The sequence below is a fragment of the Chloroflexota bacterium genome (assembly GCA_016197225.1).
Classification (GTDB): Bacteria; Chloroflexota; Anaerolineae; order Anaerolineales; family VGOW01; genus VGOW01.
On the sequence record JACPWC010000124.1, the window covers coordinates 1 to 13,416 of the forward strand.

The 13,416-nt window shown below is 55.9% G+C and carries 11 protein-coding genes; all 11 read right to left on the bottom strand.

What is annotated here, in order from left to right:
- Positions 1-1,025, bottom strand: a 1,025-nt coding sequence (locus HYZ49_20955) for a type II secretion system F family protein (GenBank protein ID MBI3244755.1), incomplete at its 3' end; no start/stop codon positions are given.
- 44 nt (positions 1,026-1,069) lie between these two features.
- Positions 1,070-2,383 (bottom strand): CpaF family protein, encoded by a 1,314-nt coding sequence (locus HYZ49_20960; GenBank protein MBI3244756.1) that lies wholly within the window; start codon positions 2,381-2,383, stop codon positions 1,070-1,072.
- Between the two features lie 158 nt (positions 2,384-2,541).
- Positions 2,542-3,810 (bottom strand): response regulator, encoded by a 1,269-nt coding sequence (locus HYZ49_20965; protein MBI3244757.1) that lies wholly within the window; start codon positions 3,808-3,810, stop codon positions 2,542-2,544.
- A gap of 87 nt (positions 3,811-3,897) precedes the next feature.
- A complete protein-coding gene (gene cpaB, locus HYZ49_20970; protein ID MBI3244758.1) occupies positions 3,898-5,046 on the bottom strand; it encodes a Flp pilus assembly protein CpaB in 1,149 nt (382 codons plus the stop codon).
- A gap of 193 nt (positions 5,047-5,239) precedes the next feature.
- A complete protein-coding gene (locus tag HYZ49_20975; protein ID MBI3244759.1) occupies positions 5,240-5,386 on the bottom strand; it encodes a Flp family type IVb pilin in 147 nt (48 codons plus the stop codon).
- Positions 5,387-5,485: 99 nt separating this feature from the next.
- The gene (locus HYZ49_20980) at positions 5,486-6,559 is read right to left on the bottom strand and encodes a sensor histidine kinase (protein MBI3244760.1); all 1,074 of its coding nucleotides are present in this window, start codon (positions 6,557-6,559) and stop codon (positions 5,486-5,488) included.
- An 18-nt stretch (positions 6,560-6,577) separates the two neighbouring features.
- A complete protein-coding gene (locus tag HYZ49_20985; protein MBI3244761.1) occupies positions 6,578-7,270 on the bottom strand; it encodes a response regulator transcription factor in 693 nt (230 codons plus the stop codon).
- 91 nt (positions 7,271-7,361) lie between these two features.
- Entirely contained in the window at positions 7,362-8,756 is a 1,395-nt protein-coding gene (locus HYZ49_20990) for a hypothetical protein (GenBank protein MBI3244762.1), read from the bottom strand.
- The gene (locus HYZ49_20995) at positions 8,753-10,276 is read right to left on the bottom strand and encodes a glycosyltransferase family 39 protein (GenBank protein MBI3244763.1); all 1,524 of its coding nucleotides are present in this window, start codon (positions 10,274-10,276) and stop codon (positions 8,753-8,755) included. Before HYZ49_20995 ends, HYZ49_20990 begins: the two co-directional genes overlap by 4 nt.
- 12 nt (positions 10,277-10,288) lie before the next feature.
- On the bottom strand, positions 10,289-11,776 hold the full coding sequence (locus tag HYZ49_21000) for a glycosyltransferase family 39 protein (GenBank protein MBI3244764.1): 1,488 nt from the start codon (positions 11,774-11,776) through the stop codon (positions 10,289-10,291).
- Positions 11,766-13,364, bottom strand: a complete 1,599-nt coding sequence (locus tag HYZ49_21005; protein ID MBI3244765.1) for a hypothetical protein — start codon at positions 13,362-13,364, stop codon at positions 11,766-11,768. Before HYZ49_21005 ends, HYZ49_21000 begins: the two co-directional genes overlap by 11 nt.
- Positions 13,365-13,416 lie beyond the last annotated feature (52 nt).

The window sequence follows — 13,416 nt, forward strand, 5'->3', positions numbered from 1 at the left end:
ATCGCGCCGCCGACGGCAATCATGATCAAGGCCAGGATCAGCATCATCCAACCACAAGGGATAGGCGTGTTATTTTGCTTGCTAAAGAACTCGTTGATGTAAGGGCGGTTGACAAACCACAGCAGGAGCATCAGAGCAAACGGCATGCCGGTGATGGCATAACCGGTTGCCATGCCCTGGGAGGTCAACGTGGCGATCTCACCCTTGATACGAATGCGTTCGCGAATAGTGAAGGAGATAACGTCCAGAATTTCGGCCAGGTTGCCGCCGACTTCGCGTTGGATGTTGATCGCCGTCACAACCAGGTCCAGGTCTTCACTGCTGATGCGGGCCAATAAGTGCTCGAGGGCTGTTTCCATGGGCAGGCCAAGTTGAATTTCCTGCACCACCCGTTTGAATTCGACCGAGATCGGCGGCGGCAATTCCTTGCCTACAGCTTCCATGGCTTGCAGAATGCTGTAGCCTGACCGCAGGGCGTTGACCAGCAGGTTCAGTGTGTCGCCAAGCTGGCCGTCAAATGCCTTGAGGCGTGAGCCTTTCTTGAAGCCTACGTAGAAATTGGGAACAAACGCCCCCGCGCCGCCGCCAACGATGGCCAACACCAGCGCGTCAACATAGCTGCGGGTTAGAAGGCACTGAAGAAAACCCAACTGGCTCCCCGAACAATCGGGGAACACTGTGACGATCACGCCCAACAACACGCCGGCGATGGTCGTGATCGCGGCAAAGGCAAAAAACTCGCCGACATTCAACTTGAGGTCAGCGGCGTTTAAGTTGTCCTGCACTTTGCTAAAGAAACTGAGGTTGCGTAAAGCCTCGTTCAGCCGTTCGCCCAGCGGGCTTTGGCGGGGTTTGGGGGTGGGCGAAGCTTGAGTCGCAACAGCTTGAATGTTGGTCTCGGCATAGCGGCCCAAACGCTCCTGAACTACTGACGATGAACCGCGCGAAGAGATAATGCCGTACGTCAGCATTCCGATAGACAACAAACCGCCAAAGGCGACGATAGTCAACAATAACGGATTCATAACCAACCTCCTTAGGCCGCAAGAAACTCAATGGCCCAATTGCTTTAATAGCGGTGCCGATCGCCGATGCCGAAGATGGACGGCGGCAGTTGCAGGCCGGCGGCCTCGATGCGATCCATAAACTTGGGGCGAAGGCCAGTCGGTCGTAACCGCCCTACCACCCGGCCATTTTCAATGCCGGTTTGTTCAAAGATGAAGATGTCAGTGGTGGTGATGATGTCGCCTTCCATGCCCTGGACTTCGGCAATGGCCGTCACCTTTCGCGAGCCGTCGCGCAACCGCTCCAGGTGGCAGATCACATTGACCGCCGACGAGATTTGCTCGCGAATGGCGCGAATGGGCAAGTCCATGCCAGCCATCAGGGTCATGGTTTCAAGGCGGGACAAAGTGTCGCGCGGGCCGTTGGAGTGGGCCGTCGTCATTGAGCCGTCGTGGCCGGTGTTCATGGCCTGGAGCATGTCCAGAGCCGCCTCGTCACGAATCTCGCCGACGACGATGCGATCGGGCCTCATACGCAAAGCATTCACCACCAGATGCTGAATGGTGACCTCGCCCTTGCCTTCAATATTGGCCGGCCTGGACTCCAGCGTCACCACATGCTCCTGGCGCAACTGCAACTCGGCCGCGTTCTCAATGGTCAGAATACGTTCGTCGGCCGGAATGAAACCGGAGAGGATATTGAGGAAAGTCGTCTTGCCGGAGCCGGTGCCGCCCGACACCACAATGTTCAGGCGGGCAATCACGCAGGCCTTCATGAACTCCATCGCCTCAGGCGTAATTGCCCCAAAGCCAATATATTGCTCGACAGTGATCGGTTTCTTGGCAAACTTCCGGATGGTCAAAGTTGGCCCGACCAATGAGATGGGCGGGATTACCGCGTTCACGCGGGAACCATCGGGCAGGCGGGCGTCTACGTAGGGGCTGGACTCGTCAATGCGGCGGCCTAACGGGGCGACGATGCGGTCAATGATCCGCATCAGGTGTTCATCGCTTTCAAATGTCACCGGAACCCGGTGTAACTTGCCTTTCCGTTCAACGTACAGATTCTTGGACCCGTTGACCATGACTTCGGTGATGCTCTCATCGCTCAACAAAGGCTCCAGCGGCCCAAAGCCGAGAATTTCGGCTACGATCTGTTCAAAAAGGCGTTTGCGTTCAGCCCGGGCCAGGATGATGTTTTCTTCGTTGAGGATCGACTCGTAAAGGTCTTCAATCGTCTTTCGAACTTCGGCGGTGCGCGTCACATCCATGGACGGGTCGAGCTGTTGCAGAAGCTTGTTTTGCACCCGTGTTTTGAGATCGAGATAATTGTCCTTCGACGCCGCCTGGCCGCCAGCGGGCGCCTCCGTCCGGCGCATTCGAAGTTCACCCAGCTTCGAGGCTTGTTCACCGCTTGGAGCGCCGCCGGGCGCCGAGGGTTGCGCTCCCGGAGATTGCTGGGATGCCGTTTGACCAATGCGTTTTAGTAATGACACGCCTCATCACCTTTCCTCACCAGGTTTAACACCGGGCAAGACTATCCCCCAAACAGCCGGCGGGGAGCAGGCTTCTTGCTCTTTTCGTCGCTCGCCGTTGCCGCTTGAGAAGGTGCGTCCTTTTCAACCACCGGCATAAAGCTGGCCTTCAGTTTGTTGGCCATGTCAACAATGGCTTGTGCGATCGGAAGGTTGCGGCCATTGACGACGATTGGGACGCCGTTGTTGATCGAATACAGGACACGATCGTCCAGCGGAATCTGGGCCACAATTTCATGCTTGATTGAATCCTGAATATTCGCCGCCGTGATGCCGCCGCGTTTGTCCACTTTGTTCAGAACGAACATCACCCGGTCAGCCGGGTAGTTCAACGCCTCAACCAGATCAAAAAAAATACGGGCATCTTTGATGGCTGGAATGTCTGGTGTTGTCACCAGAACGATTTTATCTGAAACATCGAAAATTGAGAGGATGATATCTGTCAGGGCTGATGAGGTATCAACAATGACATAAGCATATTGATGGCGCAACGCTTCCAGGGCTTTTTTCACCTGGGCCGCCGTGACCACATCGGCCTGCTCCGGGCTGGAGGGCGCCAACAACACCTTCAGCCCTGAGTTGTGAGGCATGGTCACGCTGGCGATAAAATCCTGATCCAGCTCTTCTGCCCGCTCGAAGATTTCGATGACGTTGTGCTGGGTCTTCAGATTCAGAAAAACGGCCAGGTCACCAAACTGGAGATTACAATCAATCAACAACGTCCTGGTTTCTTCGGAATGAAGCGCCAGCGCCAGATTGGTTGCCAGCAACGTGCAACCCACCCCGCCTTTGGCGCTGTAAACGGCAATGATTTTCCCTTCGGTGGCCACCGCCGCCGAAGCGCCTGCGCCCGGCGCTGACTGGGCCACCACCGGCGTAATTCGCGATTTGCTGATCTCGTAAGAGCGGCGAATGGCGCTGATCAACTCGTCACCAGACGGCGGCTTGTTCAAGAAATCGCGCGCCCCGGCGATCATGGCTCGCCGGAAGTAATCTTGATCGCCCTGAACCGACAAAATAATGATTTGCGCTGAAGGCACATCCTTGACGATGAGTTCGGTCGCGGTAATGCCGTCCATGTCCGGCATATTAATGTCCATCAGCACGACGTTGGGGCGTTTCTCTTTGGCGGCCGCAACGGCTTCCCGGCCGGTCTTTGCCATGCCGACGATCTCAATATCCGCCTCGAACTGAAGCAGTTTCTTTATGTTTTCTCGAAACTCAACGCTATCATCAACGATGAGCACATTGATTTTTTGACCAGGAGGCATATCGTCTCTAAACGACCTCAGTAAAACTCAATGCACAGCATTCCACTTTTTGGGCAGAATGCTGTGCATGACAAGTAACGAACTAGACTACGGACACCCGGTTCCCAGGCACACGAAAGTGCCATCAGGCAAGGGAATAATAACCGGAGGGTTGTCGTTAGGCAGCACCGGCGGATTGACATCGCGCACTGCCGGCTGAACCCCATACGGCAATTGTGTCGGAACTGAAATGCGGAAACGTTCAATGGTGTATTGCAATGTCACGCTCTCCGTGTCCACACGAGTGGTATCGCCGGCGGCTCGCAAGGCAAATGTAAAGCGGGCCTTCGAATCCAGGAAGTAGGTCAACACGACGGCGTCCTGAGGCGACACGATCAGGGTGATGATGTCTGGCGGGGGAACCGGAGTCGGGGGCGGCGGCGCGGTGCCTTCGGGCAACGGCGTAGGTGTTGGCTCATTGTCTGCCAGCTCTTGAAAATTACCAACCCCCAACACAACTGCATCCTGCACAATTTGCTGAACCACCAAACGCGGGCGCTGTTCTTCGGACGGCTGGACAAAGAACGGGATCGTAAGCCCGCCTTCCCCTTCGCTGAACTTAACCTGCCCTTCAACGCCAATGGGTTGCAATGCGAACGTGGTTGCGCCCGTCAGAGGGTCTGCAGTGACGTTGGTGAACAAAGAGGCGGTGCTTGGGGTGATGGTCTGGGTGGCCTCTTCAAGGTCTGCAAACAACAACGACACCAACACATTCAGATGATCGCCTTCCTGCAAGGCGTAGCCAACGCCCGAAAGCCGGTTCAGTGGGACGGCCAGCGCCACCTGACCGGGCGGTATCCGCAGTGCGGCATCTGACCCGATTGAACTTAACCCATCAGGCCCATCAGAAATTAACGTGGTCAAAACCGGTTCGCCGCGTTCGATGTCGTAGCGAGCCAGCTTGCCGATGACCAGGGCCGTGTCGGTAATAGCGGTGGTTGGCCTGGCTTCTACTGGCCAGGGCGCAAGCCCCAGGGCCTCAGCCGGAATGGGTTGGCCGCGCGGCAAAGGCTGAACCGCAATCACAATTTGAGTCACCTCAACCGGCGCGACCTGTGTCTGTCCTTCGACAGCAGGGGGAGTTGGCTCACCCCCACCAGGGTTAAATATGCCCTGCCCGAACAAGACTACAACTAACGCGACAGTAGCCAGTAATAATAAGAGACCTATCAAGATTAGCAAACGACCACGTTGCATTCCATCCTCCTTATAGAGCAGATTTACAGCCTGCGACAGGGAGTATGATACTTTGATCAGTTGAAAAGTCAAGCGAACCAGCGCCGCCCCGGCCAGCCCGCCAGATTTTCTCAGGATTAAGACATAGAGCCTCACCCGGTTGGGATGAGGCTCTACTTTGGGCAATTGGCTATGTGCCTAGCATCTAATATGGTTAGATGTTAGAAACGATATTCGAGAACACGTTACCGATAGCCGGGCCGAGCAACGCCAGAATGACGATAACAACGACGGCCACCAAAACAAGAATCAACGCATATTCTACCAAGCCTTGCCCTTTTTCCTTCGGGATAAACAACATTTGCTTTCACCTCCTTTCGTTTCAAGTTTGTACATACAACCACCAAAAAATTATAATGCAAATCAGCAACAGTGCAATAGGACTACGGTGAGCGCAAAGCTACATAAGAGCATTAATGCTGCCAACCGGAATTTCAAGCGCGGCTCTTGTGCCCTGCCCTAGTGTGCTGTCAATCTGCAATTGTCCGCCTAATAGTTCGGCTTTTTCCTTCAGGGTGTTCAACCCAATATGCTTTTGCTCGGGAACCAGCGCGGCGGCAACGTCAAAGCCTTTGCCATTATCTTCAACGGTGATTCGCACCCGAAGATCGTCAATATCCAACGTCACCCGAATTTGATTACCCTGAGAATGCTCACGAGCATTGCTCAACAGTTCTTGAACGCCGCGGAAGGCCAGCACTTCTCGATGCGGTTCAAATCGCCGTTCTTCGCCGGTAATGGTCAACGTGGTCTGGATACCACTTTTCTCTTCAAATGCCTTGACGTACCTGCGAACGGTTGGCACCAGTCCCAAGTCATCCAACATCATGGGTCTGAGTTCGGTAATGAACTCACGCACGCGTTGAAATGTGGAGGTGGCCGTCGTTTTCAAATTCTGAAGTTCGATACGGGCTTGTTCGGGGTTGCTATCGAACAGGCGCGTGACGATCTCGGCTTGCAGGACAAAGTTGGTGAGAGACTGGGCCGGACCGTCATGCATTGTTTTTGAGATACGCTGACGTTCGGCCTCCTGAGCGTCAATGATGCGAACGATCAGGTCAGTGCCGCCACTGACGCCGATGGCTCCGGGCGCAGAGGCGGCCGCCCCTTTCATCATAGCCCCAGGCGCGATATTCCCCAGGTTTTCCAAAACGGTGTTGAGGTATTTTGCGTAGCGGTCGAGGCTGACCTGATCGCTCTGAAGTTTTTCAAGCTGGCCTCGCATCGTAAACAATCTTTGCTGGGCGTCCAAAACCGCATCGTACGTATTCTTGATGTCGTTGCGCGGCACCGTATCGAAGTTCTGCTGGAGCTGGCGCAAGTGGTTGTTGATGGTGGCGTTGCGTTGCGCCAGCTTATCCACTTCGCCCCGGCTCTGTTCCACCAGCAGGGCAATTTCACGCATCTCGCGCTGAGTGCGTTCTACCTCTTCACGAGTGAAATCCATGAGTTCTTGCAAACCGTTACCGGCCATTGTCGCTCCGACTCCGTGCTAAGCTTTCGAGTCTTGAAGGCGCACCCAACCGTGGCGCAGGGCATAAACCGCCGCCTGGGTGCGATCTTCAACATCCAATTTATGCAATATCGCAGTCATGTGGTTCTTGACAGTTTGATGGCTAATGCCTAGCGCAAAGGCAATTTCTTTGTTGCTCAAGCCGCGTGTCACATACTGAAGAATTTGCATCTCTCGCGGCGAGAGCGGGGAAAATAGCTCCTGGGAGTCGTCAACATAGGGGCGATTGATCTGGCTCACGCCCTTGTCCATCCAGCTTTCAATGCCCTCGCGGTCAAACAATTGATCGCCAACGACATAGTGGCCGCGCAAAACCTGGCGAATGACTTCCACCAGTTTTGTCGGTTCAACGTCCTTCGGGCAGTACGCCGCCGCCCCGGCCCGGAAGGCGTGCAGAGCCTGCTCCGAGTCGTCGTAAGCTGTGAGCATGATGACGTTGATCTTGCGGCGGTCAGACTTAATATGCCGAGTAACCTGCAAGCCGTTCATCCCCGGCAAATTAATATCCATCAAAACTACATCGGGGTTGAGAGAGGCAATAAGCTCCAGGGCTTCTTTGCCGTCTGCCCCCTCGCCCACCACAACCAGGTCAGACTCCGAACGCAACAGGTCACGCAACCCCTGGCGAAACAATGGATGATCATCAATTATTAGAAGGCCAGCCTTATCCATGAAATGCTCCACCTGCAATCAGATAGGTATTTATTCTCATGGTACACGAGTATAGCACAAGCGTTAGGCGGCGCGCAAACGCGAGCGCACCCTAACGGATTTCAAGGGCAAAAACGGCCATGTGAGGGATGCCAACCTCGCAAAGCGGCCCGGTCTGAAATACCAGTTTCAGCTTCTCGTCAGAAATGAAAGCCGGGCACCAACCCGGATAATTGATGAAATACTTTGCGCCGCTACTTTGCACAAAAGCCCACAATCGAGAGTCGTTGCCTACGTACGGAATGACTTCTGGCGAGACCAGTCCGGCTAAATCTACCAACTGTACATCAGCAAAATAGCCCAGCGCGCCAATATCATGAGCGGCTATCAACGTGCCGGGCGAAATGTTGGACGCTACCCACTTCGCCGTTGCCGCCATCTCGCTGTTGATGATCCGGTTATCGGCGATTAATGCGCGCAGGCCGATGAGCCAAAATGCAATGGCGACGACGCCCACCGTTAGCACCCATGCCCGGCTGACCACCCGCCGCCACAGCGTGGACGTCGTCACTTGCACCCAATCCCCCGCCCCGCCTCCACCCACGACGATGAGAATCGGAATGACGGGAATCAAATAACGCCCATGCTGATAAGTCACCGGCAGGCGTAACGCATAAGCCACTAAGAAGGTGGTCGCCCAACCCAACATCAGCAGGCGCTGGCGATCTTTGGTGAACAGGCCCGGCCACAACAACGCCAGCGTGCCCACGAAGGGCGCCGAGAAAATTGAAAGAAGCCTTTGCCACAATGGAAGCTCACGCAGGATTGCGTACTCGGCCTGCTTGGCAAAAAACGTGTTCGGCCAGACCTGACCGCTCAAGGCAAAGTTGAAGAGAAAGTAGGGGATGACAACAACAGCGGCCCCGACTACAAATGAGGCCAATTGCCTGAGGCGGCCTCCCCTAACCCAGATCACCAACGCTACAAACGGCAACAACGTCAACCCGTCCGGCCTCGTCCAAACTGCCAACCCGATCAACATTCCAGCCAAAGCGTGGGAGCGGGTTGCGCCCGCAACTGCCGCGAGCCATGCTCCCAGCGTCAACGCGCAAAATAAGGCGGTCTCCATTCCAGAAGCCGCTGCCCAAACCAGGTGCCACTCGATTGCCGCCAGCGCCCCAAGGTAGAACGAGTTGCCAACTCGCCCCACAAGCCAGGCTGTCACGCCGAGCAAGACCGAATTGAGGCCCAGCGTCCACCAGGCGTAATCAATTCGCAAAGCGTAACCGAGCGCCAGCAACATCGTCCACAGCGGTGAGGTTGACCCGGCCGACGGTTGCCCCAGAATGAATGCCCACTGGCCATGCCAACCCAAATTACGCGCATACGTTTGATGTATCCAGGCGTCGTCCAGCGGGAAGCCAACGGCGCCCGCCGCCCACGCGGCGGCGGCGTACCCGACAGCAGAGGCCACTCCCAAACCAATCAACGCCCAATCTCTCTTCATCGTATGACCTCAAACAATTTCACATCGCCTTCGCGCCTGATCAATCGAAGCCACTCTGTGCCATCATTTTCATACAGCGGAATTAAGCCGGGCGTGATATTTTGATCCATGACGATGTAGCGGACGTTGAATTGATCGGCGAGGGCGATCACGGTGTCCCCGTCACCGTTGGGCAACGGGATGCCGGGATGGCCCGTCGCAACCCACACGCCCGGCGGGTTGTTGCTCATCACCACTGCCTCCCGAGGCAGATCGCGCAGGAGGGCAAACATCGAATCTTCGCCCGATCCGCTCAGGCGTGGAATTGTCAAAGCAAGGGTAAGCGTGGCCGCAAGCGCAACGACGAGGACGGTGAAATTGCGCTTGGCAACTTCGGGCTTCCAGTGTTTGAGGCGGGCGGCGATCCAATCAATCGTGGCGTCCAGCCCGATGAGGGCCGCCGGAAAATAAAATGGCATCAGCGCCGCCCCAGAGTGAAATAGGCCGCCTCGCATGCCTGGAAGGCTGAAGGCGAACGTCATCGCCGCGTACAGCAAAACCGCATACAGTGTCACGATTCGATAGAGCATGTGCTTCCGCAATTGCCACAAGCCAATGGCGATCAGCGGTGTGAGGAAAATCATTCCCTGCACGGCGACGATGGTTTGGAGATTGGAAATTAGAGATTGAAGTTTGCCGTCGAGAATCACGCTCCAGTCCGCCGCAAAATATCGCGCCGGAGTCAAGTTTGGCGGGTAGTTGAAGATGTCGTTATATTCAATCAACCACAATGTTCCCGCCCCGCCCACGCCGAACGGCGAGCCAGCAACAATGAAGTTGCGGATGAACCAGGGGAGCATGACGAGCAGGTAGCCGACAACGACGGATGACGAATGACGAATGACGAATGACCGTCCCTTGCCGCCGAACAACTCCTGACCAATTGTCCACAAGACTAAGAGCAACAACACCAACACCCCATCCGCCCGCGTGAGGTGCGCCAGCCCGGCGCACGCCCCCGCCGCAATAACTAACCTCCAATCCCCAATCTCCAATCCTCGCCACAAGGCGACAAAAGTTAAACTGACCACGACCGCATACAGCGCAAACGAGTCCGTCGTTCCCCAGTAGATTGCATAGAAGCCGCAAAAGATGGCAAGCAGTCCGGCGGCGAGGGCATGACGGCGGAGGCCGGTGGTGAGTAGTGAACAGTGATAAGTGATCAGTGGGAGGAGGCTGGCGATGAGGATGAGCGGCAGGCGCGCCGCCGCGAACGACTGCCCAAAAGCCATCATCGAGAGTGCGGCAATGATGGAGGTAAGCGGCATCCAGTATAGATGGCTGGGTTGAGGTAATGCCGTTGGGTTGCCAAGATAATTCCACAAATACGGCTCAGTGAAGCCCTCCCCACTCGCCAGCCGCAACGCGCCGCCGAAATAATAGGCATCGTCCACGTACCACGGCCCGGAGACGAACGAGGCGAGGGCAAAATTGAAGATCAACGCCAGGAAGAAGAGGAAGAAAAGATCGCGGCGAGGCATCGAGCGTTACCTTCAACGCTTCACGAACTCATAGACACGCAAGTCGCCAACATGGGTCGTGTTGCGCAAGGCATATTGCGACTCTAACCACGCCAAATGCGGATGTTGCTCCGGCGTAGCCTCCTCAATCGCCCGATCAAAGATGACGAACCACACCCGCCCCGCTCCTCGTGTCGCCGCCTCTGCATCATTCACCGCAAACAGCCCCAGCACCTTTTGCGTTGGCAGGGCCAGCGTGTCACTGCCCGAACCAGGCGGGTCGGCGAGAAACGATTGCGCCAGCGCGCGATCATAATAGTGCATTGGCAAAAACGTGAGCTTGTTGCTGTGCAGAATCACATCACCCGGCCCGGCGCTTTGCCGGAGGAAGGCGACAGCGGCTGGAAAGTCCGGGCGTGGGAATCGGGCGAAGGTGTAGTGCGCCCACAGCCCGGCGATGGCCGTAACTGCCAGCAGGCCGCCCAACACGATACGGATCAAGGTCGGCATCGCCGCCTCTGCCAGCAACCAGCCAAGCGCGATGGAATACGTCAACGAAGCAGGCAGGAGCGCGCGTTGAATGTAAACAGGCTGATAGAGTGAGGCCAGGAACAACAAAAGCGGCGTGCCGACAGCCAAAGCCGTCAGCCACAGCGCGTTTTTTGTTGAAGCTTCCCGCCGCTGTTTAAGAATTTGCCATCCCAGAAAAACAGGCAATACAACAGCTGTGAACAAAGCCAATGGCAACAAAGCTCGCGCCGCCACCAATTCCTCTCCGGCATGATAGACCAACAAGGTCTGCAGAAGCGTCACAAAATCGGGGCGCGTTACCCAGTAGGCCTGTTGAAGTTTGGCGAACTGCCCCGGCAGGTTGAGGAACCAGGGCAACCACAAAGCAAAGGCCGCCACGCCCGCCGCCGCCATTTTCGCAAATACTTTCGGGCGGCGCAAGGTGCTCAACCCAAACGCCAGCAGGAAGAACGCCGCCAGGTTTTGCATATACACCGCCAGCGCGGCACTCAGAGCAAGGCCAAGCCAATTGCGTATTTGGTATTGCGTATTCCGTGCCGCGTAGAGGAAAAAGAGGACAGTGAGGGCGCAGAACAACGTCAACGGCGCATACATTCGAGTCTCTTGCACGTAATACACCTGAAACGGTGAAACCGCCACAATCAACATCCCGACAGTGGCGGCCCAACCGTTGAACAATCGCCGCCCAATCGCGTAAGCAACGGCCACCGTCAGCAATCCGGCAAACACGGACAGCAGTCTGGCAGAAAATGGCGACCCTCCAAAGACCTGCATCCAACCCTTGAGGGCAGTGTAATAAGCAACTGGGTGAACGTCGGACGCCGCGCCCGCAACTGGCGTGAGCGTGCCAGCCAGCATGGCGCTAAAACCCTTCTCGGCAAACAGCACGGCAAACGCTTCGTCGTACCACAGCGGGCGCGTGTTGAGGGCGACCGAGCGCAAGGTGAACGCCAGCAACAAAACGCCGAACGGCAAAATTCTACGGCCCATCTTGCACTTCATAAATAGTCGTCAGCTCATTCGTAAAAACTGGTTGCAAAAAAACGGGCGGTTGAAAACCGCCAAGCTCTTTTTCTACCGGGCCGTAGAATACGTAGCGACAGGCGCAGGCGGCCAGCACGGCTCGCCGCTCGTCGTCGGTCATTGGCCCGCCAAAGAACTTTGCCGCCTGCTCTACCTTCAGCGTGTAATAAGCCGTCTCAATTGGATGGCCCAGGTAAACTCGATGCCCGATTCGGGCCGGGATAAGATTGCCGGTTCGCTCGGCTGAAAATACAACGTCCTGCCAGTCAGAATTTTGGCCTAGCCAGTCAATGGCCTGAGTCACATCTGCCGAAACAAAAATCTTTGGCGAACGAGCCAGGGCTGGCAATGCGCCGCCAAACGTAAGATAAAGTGTTGACTGAGCGGAAAAGACGACGACAAGAATGATGAGTAGCCCACGCGCCCGCCGGTAAGGGTAGCCGACTCTGGCCAACCACTGTTTGAGGCCGTTCAACCGTCGTAGCTGAGGCAAGAGGCCATTGCCCAAGCCAATGGCGGCTAACACGGCCAGCGGCCCCATCACACCTTCGGTGAAGCGGCGCTGGAAATTTGTCGGCAGATAGATCAGAATCATCACGGCAATGATCCAGGCCAATAACAAACGCCCTTCCCCCGACCGGCGGCGAATGACATGCCACGCGCCCCAGACCGCCAACGCGCCGGGCAGGCCCACGCCCAAAAGATAGTAAATTGGCGGCGGAGAAGAGATGAATTGTTGATTTTGCCTGGCAAAGCTTTGCCACACTGGGTGACGAAAGACAGTGGCCGAATAAATAAGTAAGGGCAAATGAACGGCAACGAGCGCGGCCAGACTCCAAAATTCGCGCCACACCAATCTGCGCTTACTCAACCAACCCCAGACAACATATCCCGCCAATCCCAAATCCACGATCAGCGGCGCAAAAGGTTGAATGGCTTGAACCATCACGATTGTCACCAGTCCGACGACTAGCCATCGCTGATCGCCCTTTTGCCAAAAAACAAGAAAAGATAGCGCCGTTGTCCACATCAACGCGAAGACTGCTGAAAAGTGTGGAAAGACCATGAGGCTGAAGAAGCCATAAAGATCGATCAGCCAGAAATCAAGGGCGACTACGTCGCGGTCCGGTTGCCAGCCGAAGATCAACATCAGCCAACCCAGCCCGGAACCGAGAGCGAAGACGAGGAACGCAATGCGCCGCAAGGCAACTGACCACAAGAAGCGCGCAGCAAACGCGTACATAGTGAACAAGGCCCACAGGCCAAATAGCCAACGCGCCATTTCGAACAACGCCGGCGGCGGCAGAGGCAAGATGCGACCCGCCTGCCCAACGGCAATGTAAAACGTCTTGACGTAGGCTTGAGGAATTATTTCCGACGAATGCAGAAGCGGATACTGCCACGAACCGCGCAAGCCGGTTTGGATGCTGGCCAAGTGGACGTTGTAATCGGGGAAGTCGTACACAGCGCCGATGAAAACTTGATCCGGGGTTTGGCTAATGTAGCCGGCAATGATCGGCGCTGACGATATCAGCAGAACCAGAAGGCTGGTCATAACCACCCAGACCTTTTCAGAGCGCTTCACAGACATGATAATAAATCAGCCT